The following is a 19,869-nucleotide window of genomic DNA, read 5'->3' as shown; positions in this document are numbered from 1 at the left end:
GCAAGACGCCTGACCGCCGCTCCCTTGGGTACGCCGAAACGACCCGGGGACCGACCAACACAACAGAAAAAGGCTCACAAACCCTGAGGTCTGTGAGCCTTTGCTATCAAGTGGTGCTCGGGGACAGAATTGAACTGCCGACACGGGGATTTTCAGTCCCCTGCTCTACCGACTGAGCTACCCGAGCAACCGGTCGAGAAGTTGGGGTTTACCGAAATGGTCGGCGGTTGGCAACCCCTTTTTTCAATCAGGTGACGATATTTCAGGAGTCGGCCTCTTCGGGCGCGCCCATTTCGAGGATGCGCGCGGCGTAGGCACGGCGCAGGGCGTCCATGTAGTCCGTATCCAGCGGGCCTTTCCAGGTGGTTATTTCGGTGTACCGCTTGGGGATCTCGACCTTGTCCGGGCGGTAGCCCATCTCCAGGCGCAGCCGCCAGCGCATGCGCTGGACCCGGTGGCCGATTTCCGTGATGGAGCCGTTCAGCTCGCCGTAACCCACCGACTCCATGGCCTCGGCCAGGAGCTCGTCCTTGTACACCCCGCGCGAGAACAGGCAGCCCACCATGCAGTTGAGCACGATGCGCTCGCGGCCGTCCTTGATCAGGAAGTCCAGGGCCTTCTGCACGTCCTTGTCCTCGTGCTTCTGGTCGTAGGCGTAGCCGCCGGAGTCCAGGTGGGAGTGGCGGAAGCCCAGCCCCTCGGACACGAAGAAGACCTCGCCCGTGGCGTAGCCCGCCATCTCCTGGCCGAGCACGCAGGCGAAGTCCTCGCCGCCGTATGCCTTGGCGCACTTCATGGTTCCCTGGGCCAGCAGCTTGTAGAAGTCGTTGACCGGGCGGCCGAGCATCTCCACGGCCTGCATGTAGGTTTCGGAGTCGCCCCACTTGAGCGGGACCACGGTCTCGCTCTCGGAGATCACCCCGCGCTCCAGCGCCTCGGTGGCCCAGGCCAGGGCCACGCCCGTGGACATGCAGTCCAGCCCCTCCTTCTCGATGACGTCGAGGATGCGCAGCACCTCGGGCGCCTCGGTGACCTCCAGCATGCCGCCGCAGGCGAAGATCGGCTCGTAGTCGTAGCCCACCTGGCGGTAGAGGTACTGGTTGTTGGTCTGGAACTGCTCGCGCACGAACCCCACGTGGATGCAGCCCACCGGGCAGCCCGCGCAGGCCGCGTTGCGCAGCAGGGTATCGTCCGCAAAGGTCTCGCCCGAGATGTTCTCCGCCTCGGGGCTCGAGGTCTGCTGCAGGTTCTTCCACGGCAGGCTCTGCAGGGCGTTGAGCGGGTTGATGTTCACCGCGGTGCCCAGGCCGTGGTACTTGGCCATCATCTCGGTGGTGGTCAGCTGCTGGAAGATGTGCTTGTAGAGCTTGGGGTACGCCTTGCCCTCGGGCAGGTCGAAGCCCCGGTCGCCCAGGATGCAGATCGCCTTGAGGTTCTTGGACCCCATGACCGCGCCGCCGCCCATGCGCCCGAAGTGGCGGAAGGTGTCCACGTTGATGCAGGCGTAGGCGGAAAGGTTCTCGCCCGCCGGCCCGATGCGCAGGATGGACCGCCGGCCCGAGCCGGGGAAGATCTTGCGCAGCACGCGGCCGGTCTGGATGGCGTCGAAGCCGCGCATGTATTCCACGTCGCGGGTCTCCATGCGGCGCGAGCCCACGCACAGGGCGGTCAGCCGCCTGGCCTTGCCGGTGATGACCAGGGCGTCGAGGTCCGCGAAGCGCAGGGACAGGGCGGATTTACCGCCCGCGTAGCTCTCGGTGTACTGGTTGTGGTAGGGCGAGCGGAAGGCGCAGCAGGTCTTGCTCATGAGCGGGAAATAGCCGGTCAGCGGCCCGATGGCGAAGATCAGGGGCTGCTCGGGATCGTCCCAGTCGCGGTCGATGTGGCCGTACTTGCGGAACAGGTGCGCGGCCAGGCCGGTGCCGCCCAGGACCTCGCCCCGTCCGGGCAGGTCCTCGATATTGGTCTTGCCGGTGGTCAGGTTGACCACCATGACGCGGAAGAAGTCCCTAATCATCGCTGCCTCCTTCCCGTTCCCTGGCGGGCAGATCGACCAGCTCCAGACAGTCGTGGGGGCAGAAGTCCACGCACTGGCCGCAGTGGATGCAGACGTAGGGGTTCACCTGGTGGTCCAGGAAGATGGCGTCCACCGGGCAGGCCTCGGCGCATTTGCCGCAGCGGATGCACAGCTTCTTCTTCTGCATCACGCCGCCGTCCCGGCGCTGGGAGAGGGAGCCGGTGGGGCAGGCCTCGGCGCAGGGGGCCGGATGGCAGGCCAGGCAGACCCGCGCCTCGAACCCGGTGGACAATCCGCCCGCCGAGGAGATGCGGATGCCCGCCTTGTTCCAGGAGAGCACCTTGTGGACCTGCCTCGCGCAGGCCAGTGAACAGGAATGGCAGCCGATGCATCGTTCCATGCGGGCTGCTCTGAGAGCTTTCATCGTGACGCCTCCGGGCGGATTGGTCGGGTTGGGAATTACTCCGTTCGTTCCAGGATATCCTGCTTGAGCGCCCACAGGACATGATTTTCGATTTCGGTATTATTCAGGTGGCGCGCAATGGACGATACTTTCCGTATCAAGGTGGCGCTGTCAACCGCGCTGCGCGCGAAAAAGACCAGCTTGCGGACGACGTCCAGGTCGATGGCGTAGCGGATCCCCTCGTACAGGTTGGGAAAATCCTTGTTCCGGTAGAAGGCCTGGCCCGTGCGCCCGGCCTTGAGCAGGGTCCCGTCCTCCAGGACCCGGCTGGTGTAGTGGCCGAACAGCGCGCCGTACTCCGGGGCCAGGGGATGGGGGACGTCGCGCAGGGGCTCGGGGTCCGCCGGTTCCCGCCACAATTCTTCCCACAGGGCCAGATGGGCGTCGATGATGCCGGGCCAGGAGAATTCCGTCTCCACCCGCCTGCGGGCCGCCGCGCCCATGGTCCGGCGCAGCTCGGGGTCGCGGATCAGCCGCCCCAGGGCGTCCGCCAGGGCGGGGATTTCCACCGCCGTGGCCTGGGCCAGCCGCAGGTGGTAGTGGGAGTCGAAGGTCAGCGGGGCCTCCAGGTCGATCTCCGGGGTGGTTGCCGGGCCGATGGTCGGCACCAGCAGGCCGGTCTCGCCGTGGACCACGATGTCCTTGTACCCGTCGTAGTCCGAAGCCACCACGGGCAGCCCGAACGCCCCGGCCTCCACCAGGGTGATTCCGAAGGTCTCCTGGGGGTTGTCCGCCACGGACACGAGGATGTCCGCTTCGCTGAAGAGCTTGTGCTTGCGGGGTTCGTTGGGCCGGAGCACCGTGGTCAGCCGGATGCCGGTGTTGGCCGCCAGGTTCTCCAGGGTCTCGAGGGTCTGGTTGTCCTTGTCTCCCCAACCCGCCAGGATCAGCTCCACCGAGGCGGGGTCCATGCCGTCCCGCACCAGCCGGTGCAGGGCGCGGATCAGCGGCACCAGGTCCATCTTGGAATGGTGGGAGATGCGCCCGAAGGCCAGGATCTTGACCGGAAGGGCGCCGGACCGCTCGCACGGCCGGTAGGCCGTCACGTTGACCCCCAGGGGGATGCGCGCAAGCCTCGGCGCGGGGTGCGTGTCCTCGCCCAGCCCGAACCCCCGGCGCAGCTGGTCGAAGAATCCCTCCACCGCCCGCCGGCCCGCCGTGGAAGTGCAGACGATGGCGTCGCGCCGGGTGGTCCCGGGCCACAGGTGCTGGAGGAACGACCGGGTGAAGTGGGCGTAGCTCAGGGAGTGGATAGGCCCGGTGACGGGGAACAGCTCCGCGCTCAGCCGGTTGCGCATGCGCGAGACAAAGGGCTGGCAGGTGATGCAGTCCGAGAGATGGAAACAGTAATAGGACACCCGGCCGAGCATGCCGGCCAGGTCGCTGCGGCGCAGGAGGCGCACGCGGTTCTGCTCCAGCAGGGCGGGCGCGGTCTTCTCCAGGTGCTTGCGCAACGGGTCCGCGGCCCACTTGCCGGGCAGGAAGAAATGATACTCGTCAAAGGGATCGCGCCGCAACAGCTCGATCAGGAACCGGCTGTTGGCAACGGTCCGGCCCAGGACCGGGCCGCCTTCGTAGAAAGGGTCCAGGGTCCCCCAGATGCGTTTTTCACTGGTCATATCATGGTCAAAACCGTTCCCGCCCCGTTTGTCAATGGGCAGCCGGCTTCCCGACCGGCAGACTTTGCCCGGTCCACGGGCGCTCCGCCGCAGGGCGGGCCAAAAATCCATCGTAAAATCGGTCCGTTGTGATGGGGTCGTCGTTCCAGGCGGCACTCGTTCTCACTTTGGCCCCGATCTTGCTCAATCTCCAATGCGGGCCGGATGCCCGCCAAAGTTTTGACGTTGTTGAAGGAGATTGGTGGAGACATGCCAAGACAGACCATGAAGCGCGGCAGGCGGCCCGAACTCATGTGGGGGTTCGCCCTCGATGATTCGATCATGGAACAGATCGAGCAGGGCGTCGGCCCCGGTTTTCACATCCGCAACTTTCCGGCCGGGGCCTATCCCGCGGCCAGGGAGTTGTCGCAGGACGAGAAGCCCGCAGCGGCCTGGATTCCGTGGTCCGTGTGGAGCTCCCTGGCCGAGCACCGGCGGGACGAGTACCGCAGCCAGGAAGACACCCAGCGCATCCTGATCCAGGACGGGGACGAGGAATTGCAGATGGACCGGGTCCTTTCCGAGGGATTCCTGACCGTGGTGCGCCCGCCCCTGACCCGGCCCAAGGTCCAGGACGTCATGTTCCGCGCCCGCGAGGTGAAGTCCCTCTATTCCGACATCTACCGGATGACCGAGGAAATCATGCTCGAGCGCGAGCTCCTGGCCCGCAAGACCGACCAGCTCATGTTCCTGAACAAGCTGCTGACCTCGGCCACCGAATCCCTGGAGGCCGCCACCATCCTGGCCAACGCCAAGAGCTCGCTGGGCCTCGTGCTGCCCGTGAAGATGCTCCACGCCGCCTTCTGGAACTCCGGCGCGGACGCCGCCGACGTGGAGATCCTGCTCAACGGCAAGATGGCCCCGGCCGTCGAATCCGCCTGGGTCGAACGGATCATGGGGGCGGCCGCCAACATGGGCGCCGGCTCGGTCAACGGATTCCAGGTCGGCTACACGGACCCGGCGCGGCGGCCCGAATATTCCCTGTCCCCGGACGAGGGGCGGCTCGTGACCATGCCCCTGACCGCCGGGCACCAGACCTTCGGCTGTCTCGTGCTGCTCTGCGAGCCCGGCTACCGGCTCGGCAAGGACCAGGTAGAGACCCTGCGCTCAGCCGTGAACCACGTGGGCCTGGCCCTGCGCAACGCCATGACCTTCAAGGAGGTCAAGCTGCGCGCCGACCGGGACGGGCTGACCCGCATCTACAACCGCCAGTCCTTCGACGAGCGGCTGGTCTACGAGATCAAGCGCCGCGCGCGCTACCGCCACGACCTCTCCCTGCTCATGGTGGACCTCGATCATTTCAAGTCCGTGAACGACACCTACGGGCACAAGGCGGGGGACATGGTCCTGCGCCGGGTCGGCGAGATCCTGACCTCGGTGTTCCGCACCACCGACCTCTGCGCCCGCTACGGCGGCGAGGAGTTCGTGGTCCTGCTGCCCCACACCTCGGAGGAGGCCGCCTGGAAGCTGGCCGAGCGCGTGCGCACGGCCATCGAGGGGTGCAGCTTCCACTTCGACGGCAAGGACTTCGCCATCACCGCCTCCATCGGCGTGGCCTCGGTGGAGGGGTCCTCCCTGACCACCGACGACGACCTGGTCATCAAGGCGGACAAGGCGCTGTACCAGGCCAAGAACAACGGCCGGAACATGGTCGTGGTCTCCGGGCACGACGCCGCCACCCGCAACGCCGTGCAGTAGAGCGTTTCCGAAGTCGATGAAAAGACCCCCGTCCGGCCATGCCGGGCGGGGGTTTTTCATGGGCCACCGCAGCGGTTGGCCGGGCGGCCTATTTGCTGATCCAGAGCGCGGTCTCCTGGAGCTGGCGCAGGAGGTTGACGGACACGGTGCTGGGGAAGAGGTTCTCCATGCGGGTCTTGGAGCCGGTGCCGCGCCTGCCCACGCCCACGGCGGAGTAGTTGCCGTCGCGGGCCTCCTTGAGGATGGCCTTGACCGGGTTCCCGGCGTTGACGATCTTGAGCTCCACGCGCTCCTCGTCGATACCGTGCTCGGCGAGCACGGCCAGCGCGGCCTGGAACAGGGGCCCCGCGTTGCTGGCGGCGTAGCCGTCCTGGGCCACGTGGAACAGGGTGAAGGTGTGGCGGGTCTCCTCGGCGAGCATGTACCCGGCGTGGTCGACCATGCGCAGGGAGGCGTCGGACCCGTCCAGGCAGAGGAGCACGTCGTGGCGCTTGGTCTCCGAGGGCCGCTTGCAGACCCAGATGGGAAAGTCGATGTCCTGCCAGAGCAGCTCGTGGCACACGGAGTTCTCGAAGATCTCCTCGAACCAGGTGAACCCCTTGCGCCCGAGGATGAGGGCGTCGTAGAGGCCCTCCCGCGCTTCCTGGATGAGCTCGCGGGCGGTCCCCACCCTGGAGTGGACCACCTTGGTGCGCACGTTGGAGCCGTCGCAGCCAGCGATGTCGACGATCCATTTCCGGGCGTCGTCCAGGGCCTTCTGGCCCCGGCTCTTCTTGTGGGCGATCATCTCTTCCAGGGCGGCGTCGGACGGGGGCAGCCCGGCGTCCTGGCGGTCCCAGAGCGCGGAGCGCGGCGCGGCATAGAAGAGGGTCAGGCCGAGGTCGCAGAAGTTCTCGAACGTTTCCTTGAGAAAACGGAGGTTGTAGGAGGCGGCGCGGTCGTCTCCGATGGCGAGGAGCAGTTCTTTTTTCACGGGGAGTCTCCTTGGGGTCGGTTCCGAATTGAATCAAGACTTAACGCGCCGGACGGGGAAAAGACAAGGCCCGGCTCTTGTCCTTTAAATCGGGTACTGCTACATCCTCAGGAATAATGCGCATTCAACACCGGAACCGGGCCAAATTCCCTGCGGGGATCATGCTGGCCGTACTCTTCCTGGCCCTGCTCGCGTCCGCCGGACCGGCCCTGGCCCAGAGCCTGAGCCTGACCCCGCCGTCCCTGGCCAACGTGGACGGGCGGGTCACGGCGCGGTTCGGCGTGGTGGTCGAGGAGAAGCCGATCCTCAAGGGCGAGCTCATGGACGGCGCGGTGCTGGTGCTCAAATGCGCGGTGCGGCTGGTGGAGCCGAGCGACTACTGGTTCGACCGCGAGATCGCGGAAGGCGAGTTCGTCAGCCGCATCAACTTCGACGCCCTGACCCGGGAGTTCGTGCTGACCCTGCCGGGCGGCCGGGCCACCCTGCGCGACGAGGACCTGAGCAAGGTCCTGGACGAGGGATGGGGCTCCATCGAGACCCCGCTCGGGGCGTGGTCCCAGCTGGAGCACGGCAAAAAGTACTCCCTGAAGCTGTCCACCTCCATGAACCAGGAGGACGCGCCCGAGGGCGTCATGCGGTTCATCTATTTCTGGTCCTGGGACGCCGGGGCCAACAACACCTTCCAGCTGGACTTCACCTTCTAGGGGGCTTTCGTCGTGTCGCCCGATCCGATCCGCATAAGCTCCACCACCCGCAGGGACGAAAGACGGCATCGGCGGGAGTACATCCTGGCCCTGGTCTTCGTGGTGCTCATCGCGGGGCTGACCTGGGCCGAGCTGAAGTACCTGAGCGGCGACTACTACCTCATCCTGAACCTGCTCATCCTGAACGTGGTCTTCCTGGTGGCCATGCTCTTCTACGTGGCGCGCAACGCGGTCCGGCTGATCCTGGAGCGCCGCCGCAGGGTGCTCGGTTCCAAGCTGCGCACGCGGCTGGTCCTGGCCTTCATCTCCCTGTCCCTGATCCCCACGGCGCTCATCTACCTGGTCTCGGTGAAGTTCGTGCAGACCTCGGTGGACTACTGGTTCAAGGGCCAGGTGGAGGAGTCCATGGAGCAGGCCCTGGAGCTGGGGCGCGCCTTCTACGGCTCGGCCCAGGACCGGCTGGAGCGGCGCGGCTCGGTCATGATCAAGGAGATCATCGAGTCCAAGTTCGCCTGGGGCGGCAAGGGCATGGACAACTACCTGAACAAGAAGTTCGACGAATACGACCTGAGCCTGGTGGGCGTCATCAACCCCGAAGGCAACGAGCAGAACACCCACGCCACGGCCCAGTGGAGCCAGGCGTGGCCCGAGATCAAGGAGAAGATCGACTGGCAGTCCCTGCGCGCCGACCCGCGCTCCTGGACCACGATCATCCCCAAGCCCGGCTCGGACCTGGTGCTGGGCGTGACCCCGGTGGACGAGGGCCGCACGGGCTATCTGGTGCTCGGCGAGACCGTGGGCCAGGGGCTGCTGCACCGGCTGGACCAGATCGTGCGCGGCCTGGACGAGTACAAGAAGCTCAAGACGCGCAAGTACCCGTGGAAAATGAATTTATATCTGACCCTCGGGGTCATGGCCCTGCTCATCATCCTGGGGGCCATCTGGTTCGGGTTCCGGCTGGCCAAGGAGCTGTCCGCCCCGGTCCAGGCGTTGGCCGCAGGCACCGAGCGCATCGGGCGCGGCGACCTGTCCGTGCGCCTGGAGGACCGTTCGGACGACGAGCTGGGCTTCCTGGTCCAGTCCTTCAACCGCATGGCCGAGGACCTGGAGCAGAGCCAGGATTCGGTGCACCAGGCCAACGAGCGGCTGGCCCAGCAGAACCAGGAGCTGGAGCGGCGCGGCCAGTACATCGAGGCCGTGCTGAACAACATCACCTCCGGGGTCATCTCCATGGACTCCGAGGGGCGCATCGGCACCGTGAACACCGCGGCCGAGAACATCCTCGGCATCCCCGGCGAATTCCTCATCGGCAAGGTCCCGTTCCAGTTCCTGTCCGGCGATTTCGCGGACATGGTCCAGGAGGCCCTGGCCCAGCTCTCCACCAAGCCGGGCGGCGTTTGGCAGCGCCAGCTCGACCTGCCGGTGCGCGGCAAGCTGATCAAGGTCCTGGTCAACGTGGTCTCGCTCAAGAACGTGGGCGGGCGCGTGGGGGGCCACGTGGCCGTGTTCGAGGACATCACCGAGCTGGAGAAGATCCAGCGGCTGGCGGCCTGGCGCGAGGTGGCCCGGCGCATCGCCCACGAGATCAAGAACCCGCTCACGCCCATCAAGCTCTCGGCCCAACGGCTCCAGCGCAAGTACGGCGGGCGCATCGGCGAGGACACCTTCAACGAGTGCACCGACCTGATCGTCAAGCAGGTGGAGCGGCTCCAGAACATGGTCACCGAGTTCTCGGCCTACGCCAAGCTGCCCGAGGTGCAGCCCCGGCCCGACCAGCTCGGCCCGCTGCTGGAAGAGGTCACCGCCATGTTCGCCAACACCCACCGGGACATCCGCTGGGACCTCTCCTTCTCCACGCCCATCGGCGAGTTCCCCTTTGACCGCGAGGGCATCCGCAAGGTGCTCATCAACCTGCTGACCAACGCGGCCGAGGCGCTCAAGGGCATGCGCGGCGGCGAGGTCCAGATCTCCGCCACCCACGACACCGATTCCGGCACCGTGACCATCTCCGTGGCCGACAACGGCCCCGGCCTGCCCAAGGACTCCTCGCGCATGTTCGAGCCGTACTACACCAAGAAGCGGGGCGGCACGGGCCTCGGGCTGACCATCGTCCGGTCCATCATCTCCGACCATGGCGGCATGGTCCGCGCGGCCTCCAACCATCCCAAGGGAACGGTCTTCATCGTCGAGCTGCACGACGCCTGATCCACGCAACCGACTGTCAGGCATCATATAATCATTGTTCGCTACAGGAGGCTGTGTTAGTTGTTGGCGGTGCGTCCTCCCGAATCCACGGGGGGACGAAGCCGACAAGGACCCATCGTGCGCATCCCGTGGTTGCCTTTGTTGTGCCTCCTCCTGCTCATCCCCGCCGCGGTCGCGGCCGGAGACTATCGGATCGTGGTCATCAACAGCTACCACGCCGAGCACCCTTGGGTGCGGGCGCACAACGACGCCCTGAGCGCGCGTCTCGCGGGCCGGGCGGACCTGGACATCCGCTATCTGGACACCAAGCGCACCACCCCGGCGCAGTATGCGGAATTGGCCGGCCGGTTCCTGGCCGAGATCATCGCCGACCCGCCCGACGTGGTGGTCCTGACCGACGACAACGCGGTCAAGCTGCTCGGCAGGCCGCTCATGGACCGCCACATCCCGGTGGTCTTCCTCGGCGTGAACGAGAACCCCCGCAAGTACCTGGGCGAGATGGAGATGGCCACCGGCGTGCTGGAGCGGCCACTGTACAAGCGCTCCCTCCTCTTTCTCAACGAGATCATGGGGCCGAGGCTCAAGCACTGCCTTATCCTCTTCGATTCCAGCGCGACCTCCGAGGTCATCTTCGACTCCGTTTTCCGGGGGCACAAGCGCATGATCCTCGGCAACACCGGCGTCGAGCTGGAGCTGATCGAGACCTTTGCCCAGTGGAAGGAACGTGTCCTGTCCGCCCGGCAGCGGGGGTTCGACGCCATCTTCGTGGGCCTTTACCACACCCTGACCGACGGGGAGGGCAACCACGTGGAAAGCGACGAGGTCCTGGGATGGACTTCGGCCAACTCGCCCTTGCCGGTCTTCGCCTACTGGGACTTTACGGTGGGCAAGGGCAAGGCCGTTGGCGGTCTGGTCAATTCCGGCGGGCCTCAGGGCGAGGCCGCCGCCGACCTGGTCCTGGACATCCTGGCCGGACAGGCGCCCGGCTCCATCTATCCGGTCACGCCCAAGGAAGGCCAGTTCCTGTTCAGCCGCTTCGAGCTGGACCGGTGGAACATCACCCTGCCCGCCACCCTGGCCGGGGAGGGCGGGACCATCCTCTACGTGGAATAGTCCGCAAGGACCGCAAAAAGGCAATCGCGTGTGGCATTGCGCGCCTGCGCGTGCTAAACTGGAGCCGTCGCATGCCCTCCGCCTGCGGCAAAGAAATTCCAAGGATACGACGAGTGCGCGCTATCATCGCCGGAGGAACCGGCTTCATAGGCAGGGAACTGGCCAGGGAACTCAAGGATAACGGCTGGGATATCGTGGTCCTTTCCCGTAATCCGGGCAAGGTCGCCGACGTGTTCGGCGGCGGCGTCATCGGCATGCCCTGGGACAACGGCGACTGGCCCGATCTGCTCGGACCGGACACCGCCGTGGTCAACCTCGCCGGGGCCAATATCGCCGCAGGGCGCTGGACCCGCAAGCGCAAGGAAGCCATCCTCCGGAGCCGCGTCCGGGCCGGAGAGCGCATCAATCAGGCCGCGCAAAAGGCGAGCGCCCTCCCCGCCGTGCTCATCCAGGGCTCTGCCGTGGGCTACTACGGCCCGTGCGGCAACACCCCGGTCAACGAATACGCCGAGTCCGGCACCGGCTTCCTGGCCGAAGTGACCCGCCAATGGGAGGCGTCGTCCGCGCCGCTCGAGAACGCGGGCGTGCGGCGCTGCATCATCCGCACGGGCATGGTCCTGGGCCACGGCGGCGCGCTGCCGCGCATCCTCACTCCCTTCCGGTTCTTTGTCGGCGGCCCTCCCGGCAACGGGCTCCAGGGCGTGTCCTGGATTCACCTCCGCGACCAGGCGCGGGCCATCCGGTTTCTCATGGAACAGCCGGAGACCAGCGGCCCCTACAACCTGACCGCGCCGCAGCCGGTCAACTTCCGCAAGTTCGCCCACATCCTGGGGACCGTCCTGAACCGGCCCTACAAGACGCCCGTGCCGCCCTTCGCCCTCCGGCTCCTGTTCGGCGACATGGCCGACGAACTGCTCCTCGGCGGGCAGTTCGCCCTGCCCGAGCGGCTCCTCAAGGCCGGCTTCACCTTCCGCTTCCCCCACCTGGACGAGGCCCTGCGGGACATCCTGAAGTAGGGAAGACACTGCCTCCGGCGGCTGGGGGAAGGGGAGAGGGAAAACTTTTGTAAAAGTTTTCCCTCTCCCCTTCCCCCAGACCCCCATCCCCTCTCCCTTTCAAAACTTTTTGGGTCGCTTCGCGAGGGCTTTCCGATATGGGAAGGTTTCCTTCGTGTCCTGTCTTTAATTAAAAAATACCGCCCGAAATCGCCAATCGGCACGGCGGAAGGCTCCCGCACGGCCCCGAGCGAAGCGAGCGATGGGATGCTCAAGGCCCTCGGCCTTGAGCGGGTGCAGGGCGGCGCCCTGCCCGCCGGAGGCATCCGCCCGGCGGAGGCCCCCGGCCCGGAAAGCGCGAACGCCCGAGTCCTTGCGGACCCGGGCGTTTCGGTTACGGCTTGAAGGGACGTCTACAGGACCTGTTCGATATCCAGTCCCAATCCGCTGTTCTCCATGGCCAGGGAATCCCCGAGCACGCAGATGTCGCCGTGTTCGGCGTTGGCGCGCACGGCCTTGGCCAGGTCGCGGAAGTCCGCCTCGGAGGCGTTCAGGGCCTGCTCCCGAATGGCCTGGAGATAGGCGTCGTCCTGGCCGGTCAGGTGCCGGGTCAGGCCGGTGAACCCCTTGGCGTCGGGCAGCTGGTAGCTGTCCATCTCGCCGATGGCCCCGATGATGGACTTTTCCAGCTCGTCGGAATCGATCTTCAGTTTTTCGAGGTGGTCGGCCAGTTCGTCGAACGCCTTGACCGTGTCGGCCACGTTGGGATCGCGGTAGGAGACCAGGGCGATGGCTCCGGCCAGCCGGTCGAGGATGCAGAACGCGCCGTACGCGCCGCCCTGGACGCGGACCTTTTCCCAGAGATAGCCGGTGCGGATGAGCTTGTTGACCACCTGGGCCGCGCCGGTCAGCTCGATGCCGTATTCGGCCAGGCCGCAACCCTTGCCCACGTAGTTGACCTGGGCCGGGATGGCCAGCCCTTCGCGGGCGGGCAGAACGGGCATGGCGCGCTTCACGGGCGCGGGTTCGCTCTCGGGCAGACTCTCCACCACCCGGGCCAGGGCGGGCTCGGCCTGGGCGAACAGGGCTTCGTCCATGGTGGCGTTGAGGATCAGCCCGCTTCGGTTGATCAGCAGGGAACGGAATTTCTCCAGGTCCTTGGCTACGTTGCGGAAGTCCTTGTCGACGCGCTGCTCCAGCTCGCGCAGGAAACGCAGGTTGGTCAGCCCGGACATGGCCTCGTCCATGGCGTGGGCCGCGTGGGTCCGGGCGCGCAGCCGGGTGGCCACGATCATGTGCCCGGACGGGACCAGCCGCTGCTCGGCGCGGGCGCGCGCCTCGGCCACGATGCGTCCGATGCGCTCCTTGTTGTCGAGCTTGGCCGAGGCCAGGATCTCGGAGACGATCTCCAGGGTGTCGGCGAGCTTGTCGCCCGTGGCCTTGGTGCGCAGGAACAGCCGCGCGGCGGGCTCGGCGGAGTTCAGGACCGGGGCGGAGAAGGGCTGCGCCCAGATGCCGCCGGAGGTCCGGGCGATGCGCTGGGAGAGGTCCACGAAGTCGCGCTCGGCGGTGCCGGACTCGGTCAGGGCGCGGCCGAACACCCCCGCGTAGGGCAGCAGCTCGTCCGGGATCGCGGCGAGGTCGAAGCCGAAGTCCAGGTAGCCGATGCCGTTGGTGGGCAGGTCGTGGAAAAGCAGCTCGCGTCCGGCGAGGGACCGCAGCTCGGTGGGGATGGGCCGGTTCTCGGCGGGCAGGTCGGACGTGGTCAGGCGCGGGATGGTGCGCAGCGCCTCGGGGTCGTCCGGCGCGGCCTGGAGCCGCTTGAGTTCGGCGGCGTCGGCCATGACCTGTTCGATCTCGGCCGGGGACATGGCCGCCTTGGCCTTGTTCAGCCGGTCGCGCTCCTCCTTGGCCGCCTTCTTGCCGAGCGTGTGGTCCGGTTCCAGCAGCACGGTGGTCCGGTGCGGGTTGTGCAGGAAGAGCCGCGCCAGCAGCTCCTCGAAGATCTTTTCGCCGCTCTCGATCCACGCCTTGACGTTGCGCAGGGGGGCCTCGAAGGGCAGCAGGGCCAGGGGATCGCCCTCGACGCCCTCGTCGTCATAGAGCCAGGTGGACAGGGCCTGGAACATGAGGGACAGGCCGCGCGGGTACGAGCCGGTGTTGTTCTCGCGCAGGGAGAACTCCACGGAGTTGACGGCGGCCTCGATGTCGCGGGCGTCGATGCCGTTCTCCACCAGGTCCTTGATGGTGTGGAAGATGATGGACTCGACCTTGACCGCGTTGGACGGGTGCATGCCCTTGAGCCCCACGGAGAAGAACATCTGGCGCATGTCCGCCTCGAGCCCCACGCCCGCCAGGTCGTCGCCCAGGCCGGAGTCGGTCAGGGCCTTTTTCAGCGGCGAGCCGGGCAGCCCGATGAGGATGTGCTCCAGGATGTGCAGGGCGAGGTTCAGGTTGGGGTCCGAGGTCTCGGCCAGCAGCCAGTTGACCGTGAACATGCCCTTGGCCAGCCGGTCCGAGGCCGGGTAGCCCGTGCGCACGGCCTTGGCCTCGGTGAACCGGGCCTGGAGCGGCACGCGGGTCGGGGCCACGTCGATGGGCTCGTATTGCGAGAAGACCGCGTCCAGGATTGCCAGCCGCTTCTGCGGGTCGTCGTCACCGTAGAAATAGGCGTAGGCGTTGGACGGGTGGTAGTGGTCCCGGTGGAAGGCCATGAATTGCTCGAAGGTCAGGTCCGGGATGACCGCCGGGTCGCCGCCGGAGTCCAGGCCGTAGGTGGTGTCCGGGAACAGGGACTGCTGGGACGCCTCGTAGAGCCGGGAGTCGGGCGAGGAGTAGGCGCCCTTCATCTCGTTGAAGACCACGCCCTTGTAGGTCAGGTCGCGGTCGGCGGCCTCCAGCTCGTAGTGCCAGCCCTCCTGCTTCAGGGTGTTCTCGGTCAGCCGGGGATGGAAGACCGCGTCCAGGTAGACGTCCACCAGGTTGTAGAAGTCCTGCACGTTGGCCGAGGCCACGGGATAGCAGGTCTTGTCCGGGAAGGTCAGGGCGTTCAGGAAGGTCTGGAGCGACCCCTTGAGCAGTTCCACGAACGGCTCCTTCACCGGGTACTTGTCCGACCCGCAGAGCACCGAGTGCTCCAGAATGTGCGCCACGCCCGTGGAGTCCGAGGGCGGCGTGCGGAACGAGATGCCGAACACCTTGTTCTCGTCGTCGTTGCTCAGGGACAGGACGCGCGCCCCGGTCTTGTCGTGGCGGTAGACCACGGCCTTGGTGGCCATCTCCGCAATTTCCATTTCCCGTATCTTGGTAAAGCCGAAACTCATTGTCGCTCTCTTTTTCTTGGTCTTGCCGGTGGGGCCGAACCCTGTGCGGCTCCGGTCCCCGGCGGGAAATCCCGGTATACACTACCACGGGCCGCTGGGCAAAGTGGAGAAAATCGCAAAAAAAACTTGACGACGCCAGAGCTCGGCCTTAGTGTGCTGAGAACGGTAATCATTCCTAACAATATTTCAACTTCTTTAAAACAGAGGAAATTAATATGAGCAACGAGTACGATGTGAACGACAATCTCCCTGATTTCGCCAAAGTTGGCCAGCCCGTGCCCGAGTTCAAACTGGAGGCCTTCGACCCCACCGAGGGCGGGTTCGTTGAGCTGGATCTGGGCGAGCTGCGCAAGCAGGGCAAATGGACCATTCTCTTCTTCTATCCCGCGGACTTCACCTTTGTCTGCCCCACCGAACTGGCCGACCTGGCCGCCAAGCACCAGGCCCTGGTCGACTTGGGCGCCGAGGTGATCTCCGTGTCCACGGACACCAAATTCTCCCACATGGCGTGGAAAACCAGCGAACGGCTGCTGGAAAACGTGAAGTTCAAGATGGCCGCCGACCCGACCGGTGAGGTCTCCCGCTTCTTCGACGTCTGGGACTACGAAACCGGCCTGGCTCTGCGCGGCACCTTCATCATTAGCCCCGAAGGCGTGCTCGCCTCGTCCGAGATCAACTTCTACAACGTGGGCCGCAACGTCGACGAGCTGGTCCGCAAGATGGAAGCCAACAACTATCTCAAGGACCACCCCGCCGAGGTCTGCCCCGCCAAGTGGACCCCGGGCGAAAAAACCCTGACCCCCAATGACGAAATGGTGGGCAAGGTCTACGAAGCCCTCAACCCCATCGACTAACGGCAGCGAACTCACACTCTCGCTCCGACTGTTGCACCCCGACCCCCGCCACTCCTCCGGCGGGGGTCTTTTTTGTGAAGCTGCCTCCGGCGGCTGGGGGAAGGGGAGAGGGGAAACTTTTGTAAAAGTTTCCCCTCTCCCCTTCCCCCAGACCCCCATCCCCTCTCCCTTTCAAAACTTTTTGGGTCGCTTCGCGAGGGCTTTCCGGTATGGGAAGGTTTCCTTTGTTTCCTGTCTTTTTGAAAAACAACCCGCGATTTGGGGCGGGGCGAGCTGCGGGATGCTTGCAAGTACCCGCCACGTTTTCCAACTGTAAGCGCCCGCCTTGTTGAAAAAACAAGGCGGGCGCTTACAGTTGGTCTATCGCGGGCGCTCTGCGGATACAATCATGGACGATTGAAATGCCACCGGCGTTTTTTCGAGCGGAACCATGCGGGACGAATAAAGCGCGGGACCTTGACCCGTCCCCTTTGATTCCGTCCCTACGTTTACAGCTTGCTGTACATGCGTTGCAGCCGGGCCAGGTGCAGCTGTTCCTCTTTGATGCACTCGCGCACGGCCCCCTTTTCGCGGTCCGGGACAAACGCTTCCATTTCAACGAAGAACAGCAGGGTGTCCTTCTCGAAACCCATGGCCATGCGGATGGCCTCCCGTTCATCGGCCATGGCGGCCATGCGGCTTTCGGCCTCCGGGTCGGAGAAAAGGGCATGGGACTCGATCAAGCCCTGGATATACATGCCGTATTCCTCGCCGGTCGCCCAGGCGGGCAGCTCAATGTCTCCCAGGCGGTCCAGAAGTGCCTGGAATATCCCTTCGTGCCGCCCCTCTTCGGCGGCCAGAAAACGGAACAGTTCCCGCGTCTCGTCGCTGCGGGCGTTCTCCTCCAGGCACAGGTAGAACGCCCGCCCCTTCCGCTCTATATCCACCGCCGTCCGGGCGATTTCATTGGCTTTGAAAAAACTCGCCATGATGACTCCGTGTGTTGGGGTTGGCTAGAGCTCGTTGGGCAGTTCCTTGAGCTCGGCATAGGAGAAGACCGGGCCGTCCTGGCAGACGTATTTGCCGCCGATGTTGCAGCGGCCGCACAGGCCGACCCCGCACTTCATGCGCTTCTCCAGGGTGGTCAGGATCTGGTCGTCTCCGAAGCCGAGCTTGGCCAGGGCCTGGAGGGTGAACTTGATCATGATGGGCGGGCCGCAGGTGACGGCCACGCAGTTCTCGGGCGAGGGGTTCATCTCCAGCAGGACGTTGGGGATCAGCCCGACCTTGTGCTCCCAGCCCTCGGCCGGGTTGTCGATGGTCAGGACCGTGTTCAGGTCCTCGCGGCCCAGCCAGTCGGGCAACTCATAGCTGAAGGCCATGTCCTGGGGCGAGCGCGCCCCGTACAGCAGGGAAATGTTGCCGTAGTCCGCCCGGTTGTCGAGCATGTAGACGAGCAGCGTGCGCAGCGGGGCCATGCCGATGCCGCCGCCCACGAACACGATGTCCCGCCCCTTCAGGTCCTCGTAGGGGAACCAGTTGCCCAGCGGGGCGCGCACGCCCACCTGGTCGCCCACGGACAGGGTGTGCAGCTTTTCCGTGACCTCGCCCGTCCGCATGATGCTGAACTGCAGGTAGTCCATGCGCGTGGGCGAGGAGTTGATGACGAAGGTGGACTCGCCCGTGCCGAATACGGACAGCTGGCCCACCTGGCCGGGATGGAACGTGAAGTCCTTCATGGCCCGCTCGTCGTCGAGCACGATCCGAAGGGTCTTGATGTTCGGCGTCTCCCGGATGATCTCGATGATCGTGCCCATGGCGGGCATGTAGGGGTTCCTGGCGTCGGCCATGTCGAGTTCCAGCAGCATGACTATATCTCCTCCGGGCCGGCGGGCGCGGCCAAAACGTTGCGCACGACCTCGCGGACGTCCATGGAGACCGGGCAGCTCTTGATGCACCGCCCGCAGCCCACGCAGGCGATCGCGCCGCCGTGCAGGGAAGGGTAGTAGCCGAACTTGTGCCCGATCCGGTTCTTGAAGCGATGTCCCTTGGTGGGCCGGGGATTGTGTCCGCTGGCCTCCTCCGTGAACTGGGAGGACATGCAGTTGTCCCAGGTGCGCAGCCGCACGCCCTCCAGACCGCACTGCTCGTCCGTGATGTTGAAGCAGTAGCAGGTCGGACAGAGATAGGTGCAGGCCCCGCAGCTCAAACACTTGGCGGTCGCGGCCTCCCAGAAACCGGCGTCGTCGAACAGCGCGAGCAGCTTGGCGGGCGCGGCGGACAGGTCCGGTCCCGGGGTCATGGCCCCTTCGGCCGCCTCCAGAACGGCGCGGGCCTCGGACTCGCGGGACGCGCCGTCTTCGAGCAGGGCGCCGTCCAGCAGGGTTTCGCCCCGCTCGGTGACGGATTCCAGCAGCCAACCGTCGGAAAGCGGGGTCATGCGCACGTCCGCACCGGCCGTATCCCCCGGACCGCCGCCCACCCAGTTGCAGAAACAGGTGGTGGCGGGCCTGGTGCAGGCCAGGGTCACGATCAGGGTGCGCGTCCGGCGGGCCAGGTAGTTCTGATCCGTGACCTTGTCCGTGACGTAGACGCGGTCGAAGCTGTTGAACCCGGCGGCGTCGCAGCTCCGCGCTCCGACGACCACGGTCGGGGTCTCGTCCTTTCGTTCGCGCACGGACACCCGGACCTTGCCGGGATCGTCCGCGTCCTTGTCGTAGCGGAAGGTCATCAGCGGCTCGCACTGCGGGAACACCGCCCCCTTGGGCGACACCGTGGGCCGCAGCCCCAGCTCGGGAACCATGCCGGAATGGAACTTCCGGAAGACCACCGCCTCGCCCTCCCGGTGGGGGACCAGGGTGCGGTAGGCCGCGGAGAGCTCGGCCAGCCACGGGGACAGATTGTCTTTCGCAAGGAATTTGGCGGCCATTACAGTGTCCTCTCCTTGATGTTGTCCTCTTCGACCTTGAACGCCTGGAGGGGCGGCACGGCGTTGACGTCCATGCCCGCCCGGTAGCCGAACAGCTCGCGGATCTCCTTGTTCATCTTGCGCTTGAAGAGCAGCAGGGGAATGCCCACGGGACAGGCCCGCTCGCATTCGCCGCACTCGGTGCACCGTCCGGCCAGATGCACGGCGTGGATCATCTGGAAGAACCACTTGTCCCGCACGGAGTCTTCCTGCGAGAGCCAGTGGGGATCGCGGCTCTGGGCCACGCAGTGGTCGCGGCAGACGCACAGGGGGCAGGCGTTGCGGCAGGCGTAGCAGCGTACGCAGCGGTCCATCTCGCTCAGCCAGAAGGCCAGACGCTCCTCCTGGGGCCGGGTCTCGAACGCGGTTACGTCCGCATAGTCGTCCTCGGCCTCGCGGGCGTCGGCGGCGCCCACGAGGACGTCCGACAGCGGGGCGGTGTGCACGCCGCAGCGGGCGCATTTGGAGGCGGCCACGTCCTCGAACCGCAAGAGGTGGTCGACGCCGTCCGCCGTGATCCGCACGCCGTCCGCGTCCGTCTCCACGCTCTCCACATAGTCCAGGTCGCCCACGGCTTTTTGGACCTTGCGCAGGGACAGCACCCCCTCGCAGGGCATGGCGAAGACGACCACCTGGTCGCGATCGATGAGCTTCTCCTGGAGCAGCTCGACCACCGAGCGGCCGTCACACCCCTTGACCACGATGCCGACCTTCCGGCCTTTGAGCCCGGGCAGGTAGGTGGCCAGGTTGTGGACGCACAGGGGGCCCCACAGGAGCCGGTCCACGTCCTCCGCGGTGCGCATGAACAGGGGGCTGGTCCGCAGCGGGTCGAAACCCTGCTCCCAGCCGATGACCACGTCCAGGTCCGGCAGCCGCTTTTTGATTTCGTGTTTCAGTTCTTCAAGATTCGACATTGCGT

The 19,869-nt window shown here is 65.9% G+C and carries 15 protein-coding genes and 1 tRNA gene; 6 read left to right on the top strand and 10 right to left on the bottom strand.

What is annotated here, in order from left to right; all coding sequences use genetic code 11:
- Positions 1–111: 111 nt before the first annotated feature.
- The 4 genes from AWY79_RS02210 to AWY79_RS02195 all read right to left on the bottom strand — a co-directional run bounded on the left by AWY79_RS02210 (position 112) and on the right by AWY79_RS02195 (position 4,099).
- Positions 112–187, bottom strand: a tRNA-Phe gene (locus AWY79_RS02210).
- Positions 188–262: 75 nt separating this feature from the next.
- Positions 263–2,017 (bottom strand): aldehyde ferredoxin oxidoreductase N-terminal domain-containing protein, encoded by a 1,755-nt coding sequence (locus AWY79_RS02205; protein ID WP_066799688.1) that lies wholly within the window; start codon positions 2,015–2,017, stop codon positions 263–265.
- Positions 2,010–2,441 carry a 4Fe-4S binding protein gene (locus AWY79_RS02200; RefSeq protein WP_066799687.1) on the bottom strand — a complete coding sequence of 144 codons (432 nt, stop codon included), beginning with the start codon at positions 2,439–2,441 and terminating at the stop codon, positions 2,010–2,012. The genes AWY79_RS02205 and AWY79_RS02200 overlap by 8 nt, the downstream gene beginning before the upstream one ends.
- Positions 2,442–2,476: 35 nt before the next feature.
- Positions 2,477–4,099 carry a glycosyltransferase family 4 protein gene (locus tag AWY79_RS02195; RefSeq protein ID WP_066799685.1) on the bottom strand — a complete coding sequence of 541 codons (1,623 nt, stop codon included), beginning with the start codon at positions 4,097–4,099 and terminating at the stop codon, positions 2,477–2,479.
- A 249-nt stretch (positions 4,100–4,348) separates the two neighbouring features.
- Here AWY79_RS02195 and AWY79_RS02190 point away from each other — a divergent pair, with 249 nt between their 5' ends.
- Complete coding sequence (locus AWY79_RS02190; RefSeq protein ID WP_066799683.1) at positions 4,349–5,836, top strand: sensor domain-containing diguanylate cyclase; 1,488 nt, start codon at positions 4,349–4,351, stop codon at positions 5,834–5,836.
- 88 nt (positions 5,837–5,924) lie between these two features.
- Here the strand turns inward: AWY79_RS02190 and AWY79_RS02185 are convergent, their stop codons facing one another.
- Complete coding sequence (locus tag AWY79_RS02185; protein ID WP_066799681.1) at positions 5,925–6,809, bottom strand: universal stress protein; 885 nt, start codon at positions 6,807–6,809, stop codon at positions 5,925–5,927.
- A gap of 116 nt (positions 6,810–6,925) precedes the next feature.
- Here AWY79_RS02185 and AWY79_RS02180 point away from each other — a divergent pair, with 116 nt between their 5' ends.
- The 4 genes from AWY79_RS02180 to AWY79_RS02165 all read left to right on the top strand — a co-directional run bounded on the left by AWY79_RS02180 (position 6,926) and on the right by AWY79_RS02165 (position 11,847).
- Positions 6,926–7,513 (top strand): DUF4390 domain-containing protein, encoded by a 588-nt coding sequence (locus AWY79_RS02180; protein ID WP_066799679.1) that lies wholly within the window; start codon positions 6,926–6,928, stop codon positions 7,511–7,513.
- A 12-nt stretch (positions 7,514–7,525) separates the two neighbouring features.
- Positions 7,526–9,718 (top strand): sensor histidine kinase, encoded by a 2,193-nt coding sequence (locus AWY79_RS02175; RefSeq protein WP_066799677.1) that lies wholly within the window; start codon positions 7,526–7,528, stop codon positions 9,716–9,718.
- A 138-nt stretch (positions 9,719–9,856) separates the two neighbouring features.
- On the top strand, positions 9,857–10,831 hold the full coding sequence (locus AWY79_RS02170) for an ABC transporter substrate-binding protein (protein ID WP_158509833.1): 975 nt from the start codon (positions 9,857–9,859) through the stop codon (positions 10,829–10,831).
- Between the two features lie 113 nt (positions 10,832–10,944).
- Positions 10,945–11,847 carry a TIGR01777 family oxidoreductase gene (locus AWY79_RS02165; RefSeq protein WP_066799675.1) on the top strand — a complete coding sequence of 301 codons (903 nt, stop codon included), beginning with the start codon at positions 10,945–10,947 and terminating at the stop codon, positions 11,845–11,847.
- Positions 11,848–12,239: 392 nt separating this feature from the next.
- Here the strand turns inward: AWY79_RS02165 and AWY79_RS02160 are convergent, their stop codons facing one another.
- Positions 12,240–15,149, bottom strand: a complete 2,910-nt coding sequence (locus AWY79_RS02160) for an insulinase family protein (RefSeq protein WP_066799673.1) — start codon at positions 15,147–15,149, stop codon at positions 12,240–12,242.
- 215 nt (positions 15,150–15,364) lie between these two features.
- Here AWY79_RS02160 and AWY79_RS02155 point away from each other — a divergent pair, with 215 nt between their 5' ends.
- Positions 15,365–16,003 (top strand): peroxiredoxin, encoded by a 639-nt coding sequence (locus AWY79_RS02155; protein WP_066799671.1) that lies wholly within the window; start codon positions 15,365–15,367, stop codon positions 16,001–16,003.
- A 488-nt stretch (positions 16,004–16,491) separates the two neighbouring features.
- Here the strand turns inward: AWY79_RS02155 and AWY79_RS02150 are convergent, their stop codons facing one another.
- The 4 genes from AWY79_RS02150 to AWY79_RS02135 are packed head-to-tail and all read right to left on the bottom strand — an operon-like array spanning position 16,492 to position 19,864.
- The gene (locus AWY79_RS02150) at positions 16,492–16,971 is read right to left on the bottom strand and encodes a ferritin-like domain-containing protein (RefSeq protein WP_066799670.1); all 480 of its coding nucleotides are present in this window, start codon (positions 16,969–16,971) and stop codon (positions 16,492–16,494) included.
- A gap of 24 nt (positions 16,972–16,995) precedes the next feature.
- Positions 16,996–17,850 carry an FAD/NAD(P)-binding protein gene (locus tag AWY79_RS02145; protein ID WP_418055038.1) on the bottom strand — a complete coding sequence of 285 codons (855 nt, stop codon included), beginning with the start codon at positions 17,848–17,850 and terminating at the stop codon, positions 16,996–16,998.
- A gap of 2 nt (positions 17,851–17,852) precedes the next feature.
- A complete protein-coding gene (locus AWY79_RS02140; RefSeq protein WP_066799669.1) occupies positions 17,853–18,911 on the bottom strand; it encodes a 4Fe-4S dicluster domain-containing protein in 1,059 nt (352 codons plus the stop codon).
- Positions 18,911–19,864, bottom strand: a complete 954-nt coding sequence (locus AWY79_RS02135; RefSeq protein WP_066799668.1) for a 4Fe-4S dicluster domain-containing protein — start codon at positions 19,862–19,864, stop codon at positions 18,911–18,913. Before AWY79_RS02135 ends, AWY79_RS02140 begins: the two co-directional genes overlap by 1 nt.
- Between the last annotated feature and the right edge of the window lie 5 nt (positions 19,865–19,869).

The sequence above is a fragment of the Pseudodesulfovibrio indicus genome (genome assembly GCF_001563225.1).
Lineage (GTDB): Bacteria > Desulfobacterota > Desulfovibrionia > Desulfovibrionales > Desulfovibrionaceae > Pseudodesulfovibrio > Pseudodesulfovibrio indicus.
Note: the sequence above shows the minus strand (reverse complement) of the source record. Positions and strands in the feature narration are given on the sequence as shown.